Annotated in this window: 18 protein-coding genes; 16 read left to right on the top strand and 2 right to left on the bottom strand. The window is 70.7% G+C overall.

Features of this window, described 5'->3' with window-relative positions; genetic code table 11:
* Nucleotides 1-43: 43 nt before the first annotated feature.
* Entirely contained in the window at nt 44-880 is an 837-nt protein-coding gene (locus VGF64_09820; protein ID HEY1635044.1) for an LLM class flavin-dependent oxidoreductase, read from the bottom strand.
* Here VGF64_09820 and VGF64_09815 point away from each other — a divergent pair.
* From VGF64_09815 to VGF64_09785, 7 genes are all read left to right on the top strand, one after another.
* Nucleotides 879-1,358, top strand: a complete 480-nt coding sequence (locus tag VGF64_09815; protein HEY1635043.1) for a hypothetical protein — start codon at nt 879-881, stop codon at nt 1,356-1,358. The genes VGF64_09820 and VGF64_09815 overlap by 2 nt on opposite strands.
* Nucleotides 1,359-1,467: 109 nt before the next feature.
* Nucleotides 1,468-1,905 (top strand): hypothetical protein, encoded by a 438-nt coding sequence (locus VGF64_09810; protein HEY1635042.1) that lies wholly within the window; start codon nt 1,468-1,470, stop codon nt 1,903-1,905.
* A 999-nt stretch (nt 1,906-2,904) separates the two neighbouring features.
* Entirely contained in the window at nt 2,905-3,528 is a 624-nt protein-coding gene (locus VGF64_09805; protein HEY1635041.1) for a tetratricopeptide repeat protein, read from the top strand.
* 85 nt (nt 3,529-3,613) lie between these two features.
* Nucleotides 3,614-4,063 carry a single-stranded DNA-binding protein gene (locus VGF64_09800; protein HEY1635040.1) on the top strand — a complete coding sequence of 150 codons (450 nt, stop codon included), beginning with the start codon at nt 3,614-3,616 and terminating at the stop codon, nt 4,061-4,063.
* Nucleotides 4,064-4,145: 82 nt separating this feature from the next.
* Nucleotides 4,146-5,195, top strand: coding sequence for a class I fructose-bisphosphate aldolase (locus VGF64_09795; protein HEY1635039.1), 1,050 nt, complete (start codon nt 4,146-4,148; stop codon nt 5,193-5,195).
* Between the two features lie 123 nt (nt 5,196-5,318).
* Nucleotides 5,319-7,241 (top strand): 2-oxoacid:acceptor oxidoreductase subunit alpha, encoded by a 1,923-nt coding sequence (locus VGF64_09790; protein HEY1635038.1) that lies wholly within the window; start codon nt 5,319-5,321, stop codon nt 7,239-7,241.
* On the top strand, nt 7,238-8,260 hold the full coding sequence (locus VGF64_09785) for a 2-oxoacid:ferredoxin oxidoreductase subunit beta (protein ID HEY1635037.1): 1,023 nt from the start codon (nt 7,238-7,240) through the stop codon (nt 8,258-8,260). The genes VGF64_09790 and VGF64_09785 overlap by 4 nt, the downstream gene beginning before the upstream one ends.
* 12 nt (nt 8,261-8,272) lie before the next feature.
* On the opposite strand, the gene VGF64_09780 is transcribed toward VGF64_09785, so the two are convergent.
* Entirely contained in the window at nt 8,273-9,499 is a 1,227-nt protein-coding gene (locus tag VGF64_09780) for a DUF1015 domain-containing protein (GenBank protein ID HEY1635036.1), read from the bottom strand.
* Between the two features lie 116 nt (nt 9,500-9,615).
* On the opposite strand from VGF64_09780, the gene VGF64_09775 reads away from it, so the two are divergent.
* The 9 genes from VGF64_09775 (at nt 9,616) to VGF64_09735 (ending at nt 18,663) form a co-directional block, all read left to right on the top strand.
* Nucleotides 9,616-10,443 carry an HAD-IIA family hydrolase gene (locus tag VGF64_09775; GenBank protein HEY1635035.1) on the top strand — a complete coding sequence of 276 codons (828 nt, stop codon included), beginning with the start codon at nt 9,616-9,618 and terminating at the stop codon, nt 10,441-10,443.
* Between the two features lie 100 nt (nt 10,444-10,543).
* The gene (locus tag VGF64_09770; GenBank protein HEY1635034.1) at nt 10,544-11,008 is read left to right on the top strand and encodes a hypothetical protein; all 465 of its coding nucleotides are present in this window, start codon (nt 10,544-10,546) and stop codon (nt 11,006-11,008) included.
* Nucleotides 10,969-11,835 (top strand): TlyA family RNA methyltransferase, encoded by an 867-nt coding sequence (locus VGF64_09765; GenBank protein ID HEY1635033.1) that lies wholly within the window; start codon nt 10,969-10,971, stop codon nt 11,833-11,835. The genes VGF64_09770 and VGF64_09765 overlap by 40 nt, the downstream gene beginning before the upstream one ends.
* Nucleotides 11,832-12,704, top strand: coding sequence for an NAD(+)/NADH kinase (locus VGF64_09760; protein ID HEY1635032.1), 873 nt, complete (start codon nt 11,832-11,834; stop codon nt 12,702-12,704). Before VGF64_09765 ends, VGF64_09760 begins: the two co-directional genes overlap by 4 nt.
* Nucleotides 12,704-14,323 (top strand): DNA repair protein RecN, encoded by a 1,620-nt coding sequence (locus VGF64_09755; GenBank protein HEY1635031.1) that lies wholly within the window; start codon nt 12,704-12,706, stop codon nt 14,321-14,323. The genes VGF64_09760 and VGF64_09755 overlap by 1 nt, the downstream gene beginning before the upstream one ends.
* Before the next feature lie 78 nt (nt 14,324-14,401).
* Nucleotides 14,402-16,045: a CTP synthase gene (locus tag VGF64_09750; protein HEY1635030.1), complete on the top strand. Its 1,644-nt coding sequence runs from the start codon at nt 14,402-14,404 to the stop codon at nt 16,043-16,045.
* Entirely contained in the window at nt 16,032-16,598 is a 567-nt protein-coding gene (locus VGF64_09745) for an NUDIX hydrolase (GenBank protein HEY1635029.1), read from the top strand. The genes VGF64_09750 and VGF64_09745 overlap by 14 nt, the downstream gene beginning before the upstream one ends.
* Nucleotides 16,595-17,710, top strand: a complete 1,116-nt coding sequence (gene ald / locus VGF64_09740; protein ID HEY1635028.1) for an alanine dehydrogenase — start codon at nt 16,595-16,597, stop codon at nt 17,708-17,710. The genes VGF64_09745 and ald overlap by 4 nt, the downstream gene beginning before the upstream one ends.
* Nucleotides 17,707-18,663 carry a site-specific tyrosine recombinase XerD gene (locus VGF64_09735; protein ID HEY1635027.1) on the top strand — a complete coding sequence of 319 codons (957 nt, stop codon included), beginning with the start codon at nt 17,707-17,709 and terminating at the stop codon, nt 18,661-18,663. Before ald ends, VGF64_09735 begins: the two co-directional genes overlap by 4 nt.
* The last annotated feature ends 186 nt before the right edge of the window (nt 18,664-18,849 follow it).

Below are 18,849 nucleotides of genomic sequence, written 5' to 3'. Positions count from 1 at the left end.
CGGCAGCCTACCGGTGGTTCGCTGGTGGAAGCCGTCTCCGGCGCTATTGCGGAGGCCCCCGCCGGACGACGTCCTCGACCACCGCGACCGGCGGCTCGCCCGGGGCGAAGCCTTCCAGCACCCAAGTGACACCAGCACTCTCGAGCTCGGACAGTCGGGTCCGCAACCAAGCTGGGTCCTGGAGGGAGAGGGCGCAGCGCACGACGATATCGATGTCCGGGCGCGCCCCGCGGCGGTCGAGCTCTTCGCGCACCTGGGTGACTTCCTCGGGAGTTGGCGGTGGTGGTGGGACCGGCGCTGGGAAGAGCGGGAAGCAGCCATCGAGTCGAGCGGCGCGAACCAGGGGCTTGCGGTTGGGCAGCACGCACGCCGCCCAGATCGGCACAGGGTCTTGTAATGGTCGGGGGATGAACGGGTCGGTGTCGACGCGTAGGTGATTTCCGTGGTGGCGCACCGGCTCGCCGGCGAGCAGCCGCCTGAGGACGTCCCGGGACTCGTCGAGCAGGCGGGCGCGCTCCGAAGGGTCGACGGGCTCGCCGAATGCGCTGAACTCACGCCAGGCGTCGCTTCCGAGACCGATGCCGACGACCATTCTCCCGCCCGAGAGATGATCGAGGGTGATCACCTGCCGTGCCATCACCCATGGTCGACGACGGCTGAGCGGCGTGACGAGCGTTCCGATGCGGAGCCTCTCGGTCGCGGTCGCCACCGCGGCCAACGTCACCCAGGGATCGGCCACCCCCATCCCGCCGCGGCCGAGGATGTGGTCCCACAAGTAGAAGCCGTCCCACCCGGCCTCCTCGGCCGACCGGGCGAGATCGGCGACCCGTCGAGGGTCGGCGAGCTCGGCGAAGGCGGGCACGAACAGTCCGAAGCGCATGGACCGGATTGTGGGCGGCTCGTTGCACGACCGCAACCGTCCCCCAGCACGACGCTGGATACGCTTGATGGCGTGGCTCGACGGCCGACGGCTGGCCGAGCAGACTGAGACGAGTCGTCGCAGCGTCGAGGAGGACGGACAGATGGACAAGCAGCGGGCGAAGGCGCTGCTCGATGCCGAGCGAGCCCGGGTGGAGGGTCTCCTCAAGGAGACGGGCGCGGCCGGCCAGGAGGACCGGGCGACGGCGAACGAGGGGGTGGCCATCGACGACCCCGCCGAGCGACTGACCGCCGAGGAGGTCGACGACGCTCTCGTGGAGGGGCTGCGCGATCGGCTGGCGGCGCTGGAGCGGGCCGAGCGGCGGGTCGAGGAGGGCACCTACGGTCGTTCGGTCCGCACCGGGGCTCCGATCCCTGACGATCGCCTGGAGGCCGACCCGGCAGCGGAGCTCACGGCAGCGGAGGCCGAGCAGGCCTGACCCAGCCGGTCGGGGACGCGGAGGGAAGCCGGTATTCTCTTGGCTCCGGCGGGCCCGCCCCGATACGGGCCGTTGGCACCATTCCCCATTCACACCAGAAGGCCATCGCGTGAATTGCAGGTATTGCGGGGAGAGTCTCCCCGAAGAGCGAGCGAACGAAGGCTACGACTACTGCGTCGAGAAGGACTGTTCCGAGCAGGGTCTCCACGCCCTGAACGTCGTCGCCATCCATGTGAACAAGTCCAACGATCAGTTCGCGCTCCGCGAGCAGCTCGACATCCCCGAGATCTCCGGCGGGTCCACGATCGAGGGGGGCCAGTACGGGATCCCCTACCGTCGGAAGAAGCAGGAGCCGGAGGTGCTCACCGACGGTCAGCGGATCGAGCGCATGCGGCGTCGCCTCGAGGATCGCCTGCGCCACTGCACCGACAAGTCCGAGCGGACAAGGCTCATCGACGCCTACAACAGTCAGGTCCGGCGGATGAACATCCGCTACCGACGGACGGCGCTCTACCGGGACGGCGCTCGAGACACCGTCAACTCCTGAGCTTGGGCTCGGCGAGGGCGGCGACGTGACGCGCCGAGGAGCGACGACGGCCCTACCGATACGATCGAGATCATGGCCAAGCCAGCGCGCCCCGGACGATCGCGCCCCGCCGACAGTGGCGGGCGTCGTGGGCCGCCCCCGCAGCGCGCCAAGGCCCGGTCGTCCGACGGCTCCAATCGTCGTCGCTCCGGTGACGCTCCTCGGGCCTCGACGGCGGGTGCTCCACGCCAGGGGCGGCGAGCATCCGGTGGTATCCCGCCCTCGGGCCGCCCCCGCGCCAGCGACCGGCGAACCGGCGACAGCCGCCCCCGAACCGGCGACAGCCGCCCCCGCACTGGCGACAGCCGCCCCCGCGCCGGCGACCGGCGAACCCGGGACGGGCGAAACGGCGACAGCCGCCCCCGCACGGGCGATGGTCGCCCCCGCACTGGCGACAGCCGCCCCCGCACCGGCGACCGGCGAACCCGGGACGGGCGAACCGGCGACGGCCGCCCCCGCACCGGCGACAGCCGCCCCCGCACCGGCGACCGGCGTACAAGCGAGCGGCGAGGTGACGACATCCGCTCCCGCACCGGCGATCGTCCGTCCAGACGGCGGAGTGACGCCGCCGCACCAGCGCCCGACGGTCAGGAGAGCCGAGCCCGCCGCTCGACCGGGCGGCCGGCGCCGTCGGCCGGACGACGGCCGGACCGCCCCAGCAAGGCGCCTGACCGGGCTCGGCGGGACGAGCGGACGGCACCGCAGCGGTCCGGTCCCACTCCTCGCGGATGGGGCAGCGTGGCTCGGCGGGGGGCTGGGGTGGTGGGCGAGGCGGGACGGCCGTCCCGACCCGGAGGGCGGGAGGAACGCGGCGGACGCAGCGCTGCCACGGGGAACTGGCGGGAGCCGGGTCCGCCCCCGCCGTGGGAGCCGGAGACGTGGATTCGTGAACCTGATGTCGCTGACAGCCCGGATCGGCGCCCGTCCGGCCGCCGCCCGCGGGCCCCTCGTTCGGGACGGTTGCCGGCGCCGGTCCTCGATGAGCTCTCGGGATCGGCGGGGCGGACCGAGACCCGACGCCTGCAGCAGCGGCTCTCCGACGCCGCCGCGGCCTACGAACGCGACCGGTACGGCGATGCGGCCCGCATCCTGCGCGCCCTGGCCAGCATGGCTCCCGAGTCGCCCTCGGTTCGCGAGCTCTACGGCCTGACGCTCTATCGGGATGGGCGCTGGAGCGCTGCCATTCGCCAGCTCGACGCCTACCACCGGCTCACCGGCTCCTACGACCAGTACCCGGTGCTGGCGGACTGTCACCGGGCGCTGGGTCATTTCAAGGCCGTCGACGAGGTCTGGGACGAGCTCCGGCAAGCCTCCCCCAGCGCCGACGTGGTGGCCGAGGGTCGGCTGGTCGTCGCGGGCGCCCGCGCCGACCGAGGCGACATCCGCGGAGCGCTCGCCCTGCTGCGGCGAGCGGACCACGACGTCCGCCGACCGCGGCCTCATCACGTCCGACAGTGGTATGCGCTGGCCGACCTCTACGAGCGCTCGGGCGACCTCCCCCGGGCGAGAGAGCTGTTCCGCCGGGTGCTGCGGCACGACGCCCAGCTGTCGGACGCAGCCGAACGACTGGTCGCCCTGGGCTGAGTGTCACACCCGGCAGCTACCGTGCCCGACAGCTTCATCACGCACTTCCCCCTGCGTCGACACGACGGACAACCAGGAGTGGGACATGTGTGCGTGGAACGTCGTGGTGGTCGCCGGCCGGCTCAGCCGACCGGCCGAGCAGCGGGTGCTTCCGTCGGGTGAACGGCTGGTCGCGGTGCAGGTGACTGTGGACAGGACCGGCGATCGGGCCGAGACCGTGCCCGTCGTCTGGTTCGACGCCCCAGCGTCGGCGGCCACCCTCGACATCGAAGAGACGGTCGTAGTGGTGGGACGGGTCCGCCGCCGCTTCTTCCGGGCTGGCGGATCGACCCAGAGCCGGACGGAGGTGGTTGCGGAGACCGTTGTCCCCACCCGCCGAGTCAAGTCGGCCCAGACGGCGCTGGCCGCGGCGACGAGGCGACTCGAGGAGGCGGCCGTGCAGCTGGACCAGGCCCCGCGGAGCCGGTCGAACGCACCGCGTGGACAGGACCGATCCGAGCCCGCCGGCAAGGCGACGGTGGGCCGTCCTCGATAGGCTGGAGCGATCGGCCCGGGCAGTGGCATACGGCTCGGGCGGTCAGTGCCGGCAAGGGCAACGCCAAGGCAAGGAGCGCACCGTGGATCTCCAACAGCTGCTCGGTGACGAGGCCGATTCGCTGCTGAACCACCAGGCCAAGGCGATCCCCAAGGACGAGCTCGTTCTTCCCGGTCCCGACTACATCGACCGGGTCATGCTCGACTCGGATCGGCCCATCACAGTGGTTCGCAACCTGGCGTCGGTCTACAACCACGGGAGACTGGGTGGCACCGGATACCTGTCGATCCTGCCCGTCGACCAGGGGATCGAGCACTCCGCGGCGGCCAGCTTCTCCAAGCACCCGGCCTACTTCGACCCCCGCAACCTGTGCGAGCTCGCCATCGAGGGCGATTGCAGCGCCATCGCCACCACCCTCGGCGGGCTCGGGATCGTCGCCCGTCGTTACGCCCACCGAATCCCGTTCCTGGTCAAGCTCAATCACAACGAGCTGCTCACCTATCCCAACACGTACGACCAGATCATGTTCGGCTCGGTCCGCCAGGCGGCCGACCTGGGGGCGGTGGCGGTAGGGGCCACCATCTACTTCGGCTCCGAAGAGAGCGACCGCCAGATCCAGGAGGTGAGCGCGGCCTTCGCCGAGGCCCATCGGCTCGGGATGTTCACCGTGCTCTGGTGCTACCTGCGCAACTCGGCGTTCAAGGTCGACGGGGTCGATTACAGCCTGTCGGCCGATCTCACGGGCCAGGCCAACCACATGGGCGTGACGATCGAGGCCGACATCATCAAGCAGAAGCAGCCGGAGAACAACGGGGGCTTCAACGTTCTCAAGTTCGGCATGACCGATCCCCTCGTGTATGACGAGCTGACCACGGACAATCCGATCGATCTCACCCGCTGGCAGGTCGTCAACTGCTACATGGGTCGCATCGGTCTCATCAACTCCGGGGGTGGGTCAAAGGGAGCCGGCGACCTGGCACAGGCCGTGCGCACCGCGGTCATCAACAAGCGGGCCGGCGGCACCGGCCTCATCGTCGGGCGCAAGTCGTTCTCGCGCCCCATGGCCGACGGCGTCGACCTGCTCCACAGCGTCCAGGACGTCTTCCTGGACCGCTCGGTCACCATCGCCTGACGGCCGCCGCTCTCGCCGTAGTCCGGCCCTGACCCCGTACTTCTGACACTGCGTCATATCGCGAGACCGCGCGGTATGCTGTTGTGGGGAAATTAACGTGGTATGGCCGCGTGAGTGACGTGAGTGAACGGAGACCTTTTGGCCGACACGGCGCAGACTGATCGCACCCAGGAGCTGGAGCGGGTCGTCATCCGTTTCGCGGGTGACTCCGGCGACGGCATGCAGCTGACCGGCGACCGGTTCACGGCCGTCAGCGCCCTGTTGGGCAACGATCTGTCGACGCTGCCCGACTTTCCGGCTGAGATTCGCGCCCCGGCGGGCACGCTTGCCGGCGTCTCGGCCTTCCAGGTCCACATCTCCGACCACGACATCCTCACCCCGGGCGATGCGCCGAACGTGCTGGTGGCCATGAACCCGGCCGCCCTCCGGGCCAACCTCGGCGACGTCCCGCCCGGCGCGACCCTCATCGTCAACGCCGACTCGTTCGACGAGCGCTCGCTGGGCAAGGCGGGCTACGCCAGCAACCCGCTCACCGACGGGACACTCAACGGCTTTACCGTCTACGAGATCCCGATGACCTCCTTGACCCTCGAGGCCTGCAAGGAGACGGGGGCCAAGCCCAGGGAGGCGGAGCGGAGCAAGAACTTCTTCGCCCTGGGCCTCATCTCGTGGATGTACACCCGCCCCACCGAGGGCATCCTGGCCTGGATCGAGGGCCGCTTCGGCAAGAAGGCGCCGATCGTCGCTCAGGCCAACACCCTGGCGTTGAAGGCCGGGTACAACTTCGGGGAGACCGCCGAGCTCTTCCAGTCCAACTACCACGTCAAGCCGGCGTCCCTGCCTCCTGGCACGTACACCAACGTGACCGGCAACACGGCGCTGGCCTGGGGGCTCATCGCCGCCGGACAGCTCGCCGGTCTGCCGATCCTTCTCGGCTCGTACCCGATCACCCCGGCGTCGGACATCCTCCACGAGCTGTCCAAGCACAAGAACTTCGGGATCCGGACCCTCCAGGCCGAGGACGAGATCGCCGGCATCGGCGCCGCTCTGGGGGCGGCGTTCGGCGGGGGCCTCGGCGTCACCACCACGAGCGGACCGGGGATCGATCTCAAGTCCGAGACCATCGGGCTGGCGGTCAGCCTCGAGCTCCCCCTGCTCATCATCGACATCCAGAGGGGTGGACCCTCGACAGGGCTGCCGACCAAGACCGAGCAGGCCGACCTGCTGCACGCCATCTACGGGCGCCACGGTGAGGCTCCGGTGCCCGTCGTGGCGGCCAAGACGCCGTCGCACTGCTTCGACGCCGTCATCGAGGCCGTGCGCATCGCCGTCAAGTACCGCACGCCGGTCTTCCTGCTGTCCGATGGCTACGTGGCCAACGGGTCCGAGCCGTGGATGCTGCCGGAGGTCGACGACCTCCCCGACATCTCCGTTCCCTACGCCACGTCGCCGAACCACACCGACGCCGAGGGCAACCCTGAGTTCTGGCCCTATCGTCGTGACGAGGTGACGCTCGCTCGGCCGTGGGCGATCCCCGGTACTCCGGGCCTCGAGCACCGGGTCGGTGGCCTCGAGAAGGAGGACGGCAGCGGGGACGTCTCGTACGATCCCGCCAACCACGAGCGCATGGTCCGCCTCCGGGCGGCGAAGGTTGCCGGTATCGCCGCCGACATCCCCTCGGTAGAGGTGGACGATCCGGACGGCGCCGACGTGCTCGTGCTGGGCTGGGGCTCCACCTACGGTGCCATCGCCGCCGCCGCGCGACGGGTGCGGGCCCGGGGACTGGGTGTGGCGCATGCCCATCTCGTCCATCTCAACCCGTTCCCGGCCGATCTCGGCAAGGTATTGGCCAGCTATCCCAAGGTGCTGGTACCGGAAGGAAACCTCGGCCAGCTGAGCAGGTTGGTGCGGGCGGAGTTCCTGGTCGACGCCAGGTCGGTGACCAAGATCCAGGGTGTCCCGTTCAAGGCCGGCGAGCTGGAGGCAGCCATCGCTGCGCTCATCGAGGAGCCCACCAGCGGCAACGGAGGTGTCCCCACCCCATGACCGACGTGTCCGTTCCGACCACGACGAAGAAGGACTGGTCCTCGGACCAGGAGGTTCGGTGGTGTCCCGGCTGCGGGGACTACTCCATCCTCACCGCCATGCAGATGCTCATGCCCGACCTCGGCGTGCGCCGGGAGTCGACGGTCTTCGTGTCTGGCATCGGCTGCGCCGCCCGCTTCCCGTACTACATGAACACCTACGGTGTGCACTCCATCCACGGCCGCGCTCCGGCGCTGGCCACCGGGCTCGCCATCTCCAGGCCCGACCTGGATGTCTGGGTTATCACCGGCGACGGCGACTCGCTGTCGATCGGTGGGAACCACCTGATCCACGCTCTGCGCCGCAACGTGAACATCACCATCCTGATGTTCAACAACCAGATCTACGGGCTGACCAAGGGGCAGTACTCGCCGACCTCGGAGGTGGGCAAGGTCACCAAGTCGACGCCATTCGGCTCACTGGACACGCCCTTCAACCCCATCAGCCTGGCCCTTGGGGCCGAGGCCAGCTTCGTGGCTCGCACCCACGACATGGACCGCAAGCACATGATGGAGACGTTCCGCAGAGCCCACGACCACCAGGGCTCGGCCTTCGTCGAGATCTATCAGAACTGCAACGTCTTCAACGACGGTGCGTTCGACCAGGTCCTGGCCAAGGACGCCAGGCCGACCAACCTGATCCCGCTCGTCCACGGCCAGCCCCTGCGATTCGGTCGCGAGGGAGAGCGAGGGGTGGCGCTCGACGATCAGGGGCGGGCCCGCCTGGTCGATGTGGCCGAGGTGGGCGAGGATGCCCTCGTCGTCCACGACGAAGCCAGGGAGGATCCGAGCCTCGCTTTCACCCTCTCGCGTCTGGCGGGCGGACCGTACGAGCCGACACCGATCGGCGTGTTCCGGGCCGTGGGCCGACCGGAGTTCGGATCGGAGATCGGCCGTCAGCTGCTCGACGCCCAGGAGCGTCAGGGTCCGGGCGACCTGGCTGCCCTGCTTCGGTCCGGGTCCACCTGGACGGTGGAGTAAGCCAGCCCGAGGTCAGTCCCGCACCGGCCGGAGGACCATCCCTGTCCTGGGCTTGGGGTGGAAGTAGGTCGTCTTCGGCGGCATGCGCAGGCCCTTGTGGGCGGCATCGGCGATAGTGGTCACGCCGGCCGGTCGCAGCAGCACGGCGGCCTGGGCGGCGCCTCGCTCGACGGCGTCGACGGCCCGATCCCAGCTGGGCTCGTAGGTGACGTCGTGGCCGGGCAGCTCCGCCAGGCCGACGTCGAGAAGGCCGGAGTCGACGTCGATGCCGGCGGCGGCGACAGTCTCCGGCTGCGGCCGGAGCAGCCACGTCCCCGACTTTGTGACGAGCCCCATGGCGGCCTCTGCGTCGATCTCGGCGGCCAGGCGTCGGGGGGCGGGATGGTCGAGGTGCGAGACGTAGAAGTGGGAGCTCAGAGCCTCCGGCAGGTCGAAGCCGTCCGATAGCCCGGAAAGGAGCCGGTGGATGGGTCGCACCACGAGCTGCTCCTCGGACAGCTCGACGACGAGCGCCATGACCAGGTCGTAGTCACCGGGCTTTCCGCCCAGGGCCGCTCGGCGCTCCTCTCTGTAGGCCAGCGCAGTCTCGAACCGGTGGTGGCCGTCCGCGATGACCACGGGGGCGGACGTCACGGAGGCCGCGATCGCCTCGACCGCACCCCGCTCGGTGATCCGCCACAGCTCGTGCTCGACGCCGTCGCCGTCGGTCGCCGCCGCGATCGGCGGTTCCGACGTCTCCGAAGCCGCGCTCACGCCTCGGGCCAGGGCCAGACCCCACACCGGCGAGAGATTGGCCTTGCACTCGCGGAGTAGCTGGAGACGGTCGCCCTTGGGCTTGGGCATGGTCCGCTCGTGGGGGAGGACGTCTGCCTCGCCTGGGAGGGCGAGGCCGAGCGCGCCGATGACCCCGGACGTCCGCCGGCGTGCGCCGTGCTCGTCGTGATAGCTCATTCGGTAGCGGTAGAACGACGGCTCGTCGTCCTCGGCGATCACGTCCTCGGACCGCCAGGTGTCAAGGAGGTGACGCGCCGCCTGATACCGGTCGAGGTGGCGGTCCGGGTCGTCGGCCGGAAGCTCGACGTGCACCGCGTTGTACGGGCTGCGCCCGGCGAGGACCTCCCGTTCGGCAGCGTCGATCACGTCGTACGGGGGGGCGATGACGTCGTCGAGAGAAGCGCCGCGCTGGTGGAGAGTCTCCAGTCGGTAGCGCAGCCCGGTGAATGGCTCGAAGCGGGGCACCGGACCTGCGTAGCACACCGCAGCGGGCCCGTTCGCACAAGTCGCTCGCACCGGCTCTCCGCCGCTTGCCAACCCGCCGACCCAACCCTGCCGCCAGCCGTGCGAGGATATCGCCCATGGTGTGGCTTCTGGACCTCGATGGTGTCGTCTGGCTGGGGGACACCGCGATTCCCGGCGCCGCCGGAGCCGTGTCCCGGCTGCGGGCCGACGGGAATCGTGTCGTGTTCGTGACGAACAACTCGGCCCACAGCGTGGCCGACTATGTGGCCAGGCTGAACAAGATGGGCATCTCCGTGAGTCGAACCGACATTCTCACCTCGGCCGAGGCGGCGACGTCGCTCCTCGAGCCGGGATCGACGGCGCTGGTCTTCGCCGGCGCCGGTGTCGAGGAATCGCTGGTTCGTCGGGGCGTGCGGGCCGTGCGCTCGGGGAGAGCTGATGCCGTGGTCGTGGGCTTCCACCGGGACTTCGACTTCACCGGTCTCTCCGCCGCGGTATCGGCGGTCCTCGGCGGGGCGCGGCTCATCGCCACCAACGACGACGCCACGTATCCGACGACACACGGACCATTACCCGGTGCCGGAGCCATCTTGGCGGCCGTCGCCTACGCGTCGGGCGCCGCCCCGACGGTGGCCGGCAAGCCCAACGATCCGATCGTGGCGCTGCTGCGGCAGCGCTTCGGCGCCATCGACCTCGTCGTCGGTGATCGTCCCTCGACCGACGGCAAGCTGGCTCGCCGCCTGGGAGCGCGCTTCGCGCTCGTGCTGAGCGGCGTCACCGATCCGAATCACGGCCGCCTCGATCCGGCCCCCGACACCGAGGCAGCGGATCTGGCTGCCCTCGTGACCGACGAGCTGTCGGGGGCGGCCGATCGCGCCGAGCCGGGCTCGATGGCGGCGAGGGGGCGCACCGGACAGCAGTTTCCTTCCATGGGCGGAGACTGAGCGCTCGTCCCATCCCGGCGGGCCCTTCTCCAGGGCTGGCCATCGCCTCGCGTCGATTTGGCTATATGCAGCCGGTGGTCGGCCCTATAGCGTGGACACCATGGAGCAAAACGAAGTGTTTCGTCGCTATCTCGACCTGGGCGCGGCCTTCACGCACGTCACGAGGGAACGGGCCGAGGAGCTGATGCGGGAGCTCGTCCGTCTGGGTGATCTGCAGCGGGAGCAGGCGCAGGGGTGGGTGGACGACGTGCTCGACCGCAGCCGGAAGAACACCGAGGCGCTCCTCGAGCTCATACGGGAAGAGGTCTCTCGCCAGCTGGCGTCCACGAGCCTGGTCACGAGGGATGACGTGCAGCGTCTCGTGACCAGACTGTCGCGAGCACCGGCCGCCGTCCGGAAGTCGCCAGCCAAGAAGGCGTCCAAGAAGACCACGAAGAAGGCGCCGGCCAAGAAGAGTCCTGCCGGCACGGCCAAGAAGGCGCCGGCCAAGAAGGCGGCGACCAAGAAGTCGACCGCCAAGCGAGCATCCACCGCCAAGAAGACCACCAAGAAGGCAGGTTCCTGAGCCAGCCGATCCGCCGTCGGCTCGACACAGAGCTGGTGCGTCGGGGTCTGTCGCCCACGAGGGACCGGGCCCGAGCGGCCATCGCCGGTCGCCAGGTGACCGTCGGTGGTGCGTTGGCCGTCAAGCCGGCGAGGTTGGTCTCGGCCGCCGAGCCGATCGTCCTCCTCGGGCCTCCAGCGCCGTTCGTGAGTCGCGGAGGCGAGAAGCTCGACGCCGCGCTCGACCACTTCGGGATCGACGTGGGCGGCGTCAGGGCCCTCGATGCGGGGTCGTCGACGGGGGGGTTCGTCGACTGTCTGCTCGGCCGGGGCGCCGTCGAGGTGGTGGCCGTGGACGTGGGCCGGGGCCAGCTGCACGAACGGCTCCGGCGCGATCCGCGGGTGGTGGTCATGGAGCGCACGAACGTACGCAGCCTCGGGCTGGACCAGGTGGGCGGGATCCCGTTCCCGATGGTGGTCGCCGACCTCTCGTTCATCTCGCTACGGACCGTGGCGCCCGTGCTGCTGGGCGAGCTGGCGGCCGCCGGCGCCGACGTAGTGGCGCTGGTCAAGCCCCAGTTCGAGGCGGGTCGAGCCGAGGCCAGTCGTGGGAAGGGCGTGGTCAAGGACCCAACGGTGTGGGAGAGAGTTCTCGACGAGGTCTCCTCCTCCTTTCGTCGCGCCCGAGCAGCCATGATGGGGGCCATGGTGTCCCCCCTCACCGGCGCCAGCGGCAACGTCGAGTTCCTCGTCCACGCCCGCGCCCACGCCCGTCCCGACCAGCCCGAGCCCGCCCTCGACCTCGCTGCCGTCGTCGCCGAGGCCATCACCCGCACCGGAGGCGGATGATGGCCAACGTCGCCTTCGTGACCCATCCCGAGCGGCCGGAAGCCGTGGCGCTGGCCGGCCGGGTGGGCACCTGGCTGCGGGAGCGGGGGCATCAGGTGCGCGTGGCCGAAGGCCACACCCAGCCCCTGATGCCCGACACCGGTTCGGAGGACGACATCGACCTGGCCGTCAGCTTCGGCGGCGACGGGACCATGCTGCGAGCCGTCGAGCTCGCATCCCCCGCCGGTGTGCCCGTCCTCGGTGTCAACCTCGGGCACCTGGGCTACCTCACCGAGGTCGAGCCGGCGGGCCTGCAGGCAGCCCTCGAGCGCTTTCTGGCCGGCGACTACGGCGTGGAGGAGCGCATGACGCTCCAGGTGGTCGTGCACCGCGCCGCATCGGCCGCGGACGTCGAGGACCGACGCTCCCAACCCACGCGATCGCTGGTAGCCCTCAACGAGATGGTCGTCGAGAAGGGGGTACCGCCAGGGCACACCATCCGCCTGGCGGCCAGCATCGCCGATCGACCATTCATCACCTACGTCGCCGACGGCATCCTCGTGGCCACGCCCACCGGATCGACCGCGTACAACCTCTCGGCGCGCGGGCCGATCGTGTCACCGCACCTGCGCGCCCTCATCGTGACGCCCGTGTCGCCGCACATGCTGTTCGACCGACCCCTGGTGCTGGGGCCGAGCGAGACCGTCCGCCTCGAGCTGCTGTCGGGTGGCCCGGCCGTGCTGGTGGTCGACGGCTCGTGCCTCGGGGACCTCGGCCTCGGTGACGCCGTGGTGTGCCGGGCGGGCGATCACCCGGCGCGGCTGGTCACCTTCGGCCGGCGCGACTTCCACGCGATCCTCAAGGCCAAGTTCAACCTCACGGATCGCTGATGCTCCTCGAGCTCGGCGTGCGCGACCTGGGAGTCATCGACCGGCTCAGCGTCGTCCTCGGTCCCGGCATGACTGCTCTCACGGGCGAGACCGGGGCGGGCAAGACGCTCCTCGTCGAGGCGCTGGAGCTGCTCGTGGGCGGGCGGGCCGACCCACTCCTCGTTCGACCCGGTGCCGATGAATCGGTGGTCGAGGGTCGCTTCGAGCTCGACGGCGAGGAGGTTGTGCTGGCCCGATCGATCCCCGTGGGCGGTCGGTCGCGGGGGTGGCTCGATACCCGGATGGTCCCCGCCTCGGCCCTGGCCGAGACCGGGGCCGCGCTCGTCGATCTGCACGGCCAGCATGCCCACCAGTCCCTACTGGCCCAGGCGGCGCAGCGAGACGCGCTCGACGCCTTCGGAGGTGTGGACCACTCGCCGATCGACGAGGCGCGGGCGCGCCTGACGTCGATCGAGGAGAGCCTGGCCGGCCTCGGCGGCGACGCCCGGTCACGGGCGCGCGAGCTCGATCTGCTGGGGTTCCAGCTGGAGGAGCTGGACGACGCCTCGCTCGCCGATCCCGACGAGGACGGGAACCTGGCCCGCGAGGAAGAGGCTCTGGCTGGCGCCACCGCGCACCGCGAGGCGGCAGCGACGGCGCTGAGCGCCCTGCGCGGCGACGGCACCGGCGCGCCGTCGAGTGGAGGCGCCGCGGGCGCCGTCGAGTCGCTCGGTGCGGCCGTCGACGCCGTCGCCGGACGAGGGCCGCTGGCCGAGGTGGAGGCCCGGCTGCGGTCGCTGGAGGCCGAGCTGGCCGACGTCGCCACCGAGCTTCGCCAGGCCCACGAGCACCTGGAGGACGACCCGGCGCGGCTGGCCGTCGTGCGCGAGCGGCGACAGCTGCTCGCCGGGCTGCGACGAAAATACGGCGACACCCTCGCTGACGTCATCGCCTTCGGCGAGTCGGCGAGGGCCCGGCGCGCCGAGCTCGAGTCGCACGAGGAGCGGGTGGCTGCCCTGGAGGCAGAGCGCGAGCGAGCCGGACAGGCCCTGGTCGAGTCGGAAGGGGCCGTCGGCGCCGCCCGCCGGGCTGCCGCACCCCGTCTGGCCCGCGCCGTCGAGGCCAATCTGCACGACCTCGCTCTGCCGCGCGCCAGGTTGGAGGTGATGGTCGGCAGCACCGATCCCGGCGACGAGGTCACCTTCCTGCTGGGTGCCAACCCCGGGGAGCCGGCGCTGCCCCTGGCCAAGGTGGCCTCCGGGGGCGAGCTGTCGCGGGCGATGCTGGCGACGCGCCTGGTGCTGTCGGAGGCGCCGCCGACACTGGTCTTCGACGAGGTCGACGCCGGCGTCGGTGGTGAGGCGGCGCTCGCCGTCGGGCGGGCGCTGGCCTCCCTCGCCGGCCATCACCAGGTGCTCGTCGTCACCCACCTCCCCCAGGTGGCGGCCTTCGCCGACCACCAGGTGGCGGTGCGCAAGCGGGAGCGGGGCGGGCGCACGGTGGCCGAAGTCGTCCCCCTCGACGGCGCGGGCCGGGTGGTCGAGCTGTCCCGCATGCTGTCGGGACTGCCCGAGAGCGCCAGCGGGAGACACCACGCCGAGGAGCTGCTGACGGCGGCGGCCCGGGCGCGGGGCCGCTAGCGGGCATCGCCGGCTAGGCCTTCGAGGTGGGGTACCGTGGCCGGTAGACCCCGAGGAGAAAGCGCTGCGAGGGACGCTGTGGCGAAGCACATATTCGTGACCGGCGGTGTTGCCAGCTCGCTTGGCAAGGGTCTGACCGCCTCGTCGCTCGGCCGGCTCCTCAAGGCCCGGGGTCTGCGGGTCACCATGCAGAAGCTCGACCCGTACATCAACGTCGATCCCGGCACCATGAACCCCTTCGAGCACGGGGAGGTGTTCGTCACCGAGGACGGCGGGGAGACCGACCTCGACCTCGGCCACTACGAGCGCTTCGTCGACGAGAACCTCCACCGCAGCTCCAACTCCACCACCGGCTCCATCTACTCCTCGGTCATCGCCAAGGAGCGTCGGGGTGACTTCCTCGGCAAGACCGTGCAGGTCATCCCCCACGTCACCGACGAGATCAAGGACCGCATCACCAACCTTGCCGCCGACGACGTCGACGTGGTCATCACCGAGGTCGGCGGCACGGTCGGCGACATCGAGATCCTCCCCTTCCTCGAGGCCGTGCGGCAGTTCCGCAAGGACGTGGGTCGGGACAACGTGTGCTACGTCCACCTCACCCTGGTCCCCTACATCGGCCCCTCGGGCGAGCAGAAGACCAAGCCCACGCAGCACTCGGTCACCGAGCTGCGCAGCCGGGGCATCCAGCCCGACGTCATCGTCTGCCGCAGCGATCAGCCCATCTCCGAGGGCCTCAAGCGCAAGATCTCCATGCTGTGCGACGTCCCGATGGAGGGTGTGGCCTCGGCGGTGGACGCCGACAACATCTACGAGATCCCGCTCGTGCTCCACGCCGAGGGTCTCGACGACTACGTGTGCCGGCTCCTCCACTTCAACGGGCCCGAGCACGCCGTCGATCTCTCGCCGTGGGAGGCGATGGTGGACCGCATCGAGGCCGCCACCACCTCGGTGCGCATCGGCGTGATCGGCAAGTATGTCAACCTTCCCGACGCCTACCTGTCAGTGGTCGAGGCGCTGCGCCACGCCGGGTTCCACCACCGGGCCAAGGTTGAGATCGAGTGGGTGCAGGCCGAGGAGGTGACCGGCATGCTGGCCGACGGCCGGCTGCGGGACCTCGACGGCATCGTGATCCCCGGAGGGTTCGGAGAGCGGGGCGTCGAGGGCAAGGTCGCCGCCGCGGGGTACGCCCGCGAGCACCGCATCCCCTGCCTCGGGCTGTGCCTCGGTCTCCAGGCCATGGTCATCGAGCTGGCCCGCAACGTCGCCCTCCTGCCCGGGGCCAACTCCGGGGAGATCGACAGCACCACGCTGCATCCCGTCATCGATCTCATGGACGAGCAGACCGAGGTGACCGACCTCGGTGGAACCATGCGGCTGGGGTCGTACGTCGCCCGCCTCCAACCCGGGTCGCAGGTCGCCGCCGCCTACGGCGAGCCCGTCGTGTCCGAGCGCCACCGCCACCGCTACGAGGTCAACCCCCGCTACCGCCTGCGGCTCGAGGAGGCCGGGCTGGTCTGCTCCGGCACCTCTCCGGACGACCGGCTGGTCGAGTTCGTCGAGCTCCCTGGTCATCCGTTCTGGGTGGGAACTCAGGCCCACCCAGAGTTCAAGAGCCGGCCGGACCGGCCCCACCCACTCTTCCGTGAGCTGGTCGGGGCGGCGCTGTCCCGGGCCCGAGGACGGGCACCTCGCCTGCTCGACCTCGATGCCGTCAACTGAGCCATCGGAGTCGCCGTTTCGCCGGCTCGACGAGCAGCTGCGCTACCAGGGGGCGCTCATCACGGTGGCGACGGCCACATTCACAGGTCCCGATGGCGACACCTTCGAGCGGGAGATCGTGCATCACCCCGGAGCGGTGTCGATGGTGCCCCTCGTCGAGGAGAGCACGAAGGTCTTGCTCGTTCGCCAGTTCCGGGCCGCTGTGGGTTCCGAGCTGCTCGAGCTGCCCGCCGGCAAGCGGGACGTGGCCGGCGAGTCCCCCGAAGAGACGGCCCGGCGCGAGCTCGAGGAGGAGATCGGGTTGCGCCCCGGTCGGTTGGAACGCCTGGCGCACTTCTACAACTCGCCCGGCTTCAGCGACGAGCACTCGATCGTGTACATGGCGACCGAGCTGACGCCGGGTCGTCTCGATCGGCAAGGGGTCGAAGAGCGCCAGATGACCGTGGTCACCGTGGCCCTCGCCGAGGTACCGGGGCTGATCGCGTCGGGCGCCATCTGCGACGCCAAGACGATCATCGGGCTGTGCCTCGCCCGCCAGATCCTGGTCCGGTGATCGTCGGGGTGCCGGCGGAGACGAAACCGGGGGAGAACCGCGTGGCCATCACGCCCGACGGGGTGCGCGAGCTCGTTCTCCACGGCCACCACGTGCTGATCGAGCGCGGGGCGGGCCTCGGCTCGTCGATCGCCGACGACGACTTCGGCGGGGCCGGAGCTCGGGTTGCAGACGCCGACGCAGCATGGGGTGCCGACCTGGTCGTGAAGGTGAAGGAGCCCCAGGTGCACGAGCTGGCTCGTCTGCGCGAGGGCCTGGTGCTGTTCACGTTCCTGCACCTCGCGGCGTACCCGGAGGTGGCCGAGGTGCTGCAGACAGCGCGGGTGACGGCGCTGGCCTACGAGACGGTGCAGCTGGGGTCGGGGACGCTGCCACTCCTCGCGCCGATGAGCGAGGTGGCGGGGCGAATGGCCCCCCAGATCGGCGCCCACCACCTCGAACTTGGCTACGGGGGGCGAGGCGTGTTGCTGGGCGGGGCTCCTGGTGTCCGCCCGGCCCGGGTCGTGGTGCTGGGTGCCGGTCACGTCGGGTGGAACGCGGCCTGGATCGCCCAGGGCATGGAGGCCGAGGTCCTCCTGCTCGATCGGGACATCGACCGGCTGCGCTTCGTCGACCAGATCCATCGCGGCCGGATCATGACCCTGGCGTCGAACCGCGCCGCCATCGAGCGAGCGATCGGCGACGCCGACCTGGTCATCGGCGCCGTGCTGGTCGCCGGCGGACGAGCACCCCTGCTCGTGTCCGAGGACATGGTGCGCGCCATGCGTCCGGGCACGGTCATCGTCGACATGGCCGTCGATCAGGGCGGATGCGTCGAGACCACTCGCGAGACGACCCACGACGACCCCGTGTACGACCGTCACGGCGTGGTCCACTACGCCGTCGGCAACGTGCCCGGCGCCGTGCCCCACACCTCGACGTACGCGCTCACCAACGCCACGCTGCCGTATGTCGTCGAGGTGGCGGAACGGGGGGTGCGCGCTGCGGCCGAGCACGACCGATCCCTCCTGGCCGGGGTGGCCACCGTCGGCGGGAGGCTGACCAACAGCGCCGTGGCCGGGGCCCTGGGCCAGACGGCTGCCGACCCGCTCGAGGCCCTCGGCGCGTCATGACCGCCGACTCCCTGCCCATCGAGGAGACCGAGCTCAGCAGGAGCGGCGAGGAGTTCCTCTCCTGGCTAGCCGTCGAGCGGGGGCGGGCGGCCAACACCCTGTCCGCCTACCGGCGGGACCTCCTGGCCTACGAGGCCTTCCTGCGGGCCCGACAGGCGCCGATCGACGAGGTCGGCGAGAAGGTCGTGCAGGACTACCTGGTCTTCCTGCGGGCCAGCGGGCGAAAGCCAGCCTCGGTGGCGCGGGCCCTGGCCGCCGTGCGCGGGTTCCACCGGTTCTGCCTGGACGAGGGCCACGCCGGGGCCGACCCGACCGGCGACGTCGAGCGGGCGCCGGTGCCCCTCGGTCTGCCCAAGGCCCTCACCGAGGACGAGATCGGCACGCTCCTCGGGGCGGTCGTCGGCAACGACCCACCGGCCCGCCGGGACCGGGCCATTCTCGAGGTTCTCTACGGCACCGGGGTACGGATCTCGGAGCTCGTGGGCCTGTCGCTGTCGGACCTGACCCTCGAGGACGGGACGCTGCGCGCCTTTGGAAAGGGGTCGAAAGAGCGGGTGGTCCCGGTCGGGCGCTGTGCCCGGCGGGCGCTGGCGGAGTGGCTGGAGCCGTCGGGGCGCGGTGCCCTGGTCCCGCGCCGGTGGGCCCGTCGCCGCGACGCCGAGGCCGTGTTCCTCAACCTCCGCGGCGGCCGACTGACCAGGCAGGGGGCGTGGGCGATCGTCCGTCTCCACGGCGAGCGGGTGGGGCTCGGGTCCCGCCTGAGCCCCCACGTCCTGCGCCACTCCTGCGCCACCCACATGCTGGACCACGGCGCCGACATCCGGGTGGTCCAGGAGATGCTGGGCCACGCCTCCATCGCCACGACCCAGGTCTACACCAGGGTCTCCGCCGACCGGCTGCGAGACGCTTACCACCGTGCTCATCCGCGCGCTGATCCGAGCCAGGGGCGGTAACCTTGACCTCCTGTGTCGAACGATGCCCCGACCGTCGATTACCGCGCCCTCCTCGAGGAGGAGCGCGCCCAGCTGCGCGACAAGCTCGCTGAGCTGGGCTTTGGCGACGGCGGCAGCCTCTCCTACGATGCCAACTTCGCCGATTCGAGCCAGGTCACGGCGGAGCGGGGCGAAGCCGAGACGCTC

It is taken from the genome of Acidimicrobiales bacterium, from assembly GCA_036491125.1.
In the GTDB taxonomy this organism is placed as follows: Bacteria; Actinomycetota; Acidimicrobiia; order Acidimicrobiales; family AC-9; genus AC-9.
Note: the sequence above shows the minus strand (reverse complement) of the source record. Positions and strands in the feature narration are given on the sequence as shown.

What these genes read in the sequence shown, in the direction of transcription:
- VGF64_09770 (HEY1635034.1), top strand. Translation starts at nt 10,544, where the DNA reads ATGGAGCAAAACGAAGTGTTTCGTCGCTATCTCGACCTGGGCGCGGCC.
- VGF64_09735 (HEY1635027.1), top strand. Translation starts at nt 17,707, where the DNA reads ATGACCGCCGACTCCCTGCCCATCGAGGAGACCGAGCTCAGCAGGAGC.
- VGF64_09755 (HEY1635031.1), top strand. Translation starts at nt 12,704, where the DNA reads ATGCTCCTCGAGCTCGGCGTGCGCGACCTGGGAGTCATCGACCGGCTC.
- VGF64_09785 (HEY1635037.1), top strand. Translation starts at nt 7,238, where the DNA reads ATGACCGACGTGTCCGTTCCGACCACGACGAAGAAGGACTGGTCCTCG.
- VGF64_09800 (HEY1635040.1), top strand. Translation starts at nt 3,614, where the DNA reads ATGTGTGCGTGGAACGTCGTGGTGGTCGCCGGCCGGCTCAGCCGACCG.
- VGF64_09815 (HEY1635043.1), top strand. Translation starts at nt 879, where the DNA reads ATGGACCGGATTGTGGGCGGCTCGTTGCACGACCGCAACCGTCCCCCA.
- VGF64_09745 (HEY1635029.1), top strand. Translation starts at nt 16,032, where the DNA reads ATGCCGTCAACTGAGCCATCGGAGTCGCCGTTTCGCCGGCTCGACGAG.
- VGF64_09760 (HEY1635032.1), top strand. Translation starts at nt 11,832, where the DNA reads ATGATGGCCAACGTCGCCTTCGTGACCCATCCCGAGCGGCCGGAAGCC.
- VGF64_09775 (HEY1635035.1), top strand. Translation starts at nt 9,616, where the DNA reads ATGGTGTGGCTTCTGGACCTCGATGGTGTCGTCTGGCTGGGGGACACC.
- VGF64_09820 (HEY1635044.1), bottom strand. Translation starts at nt 880, where the DNA reads ATGCGCTTCGGACTGTTCGTGCCCGCCTTCGCCGAGCTCGCCGACCCT.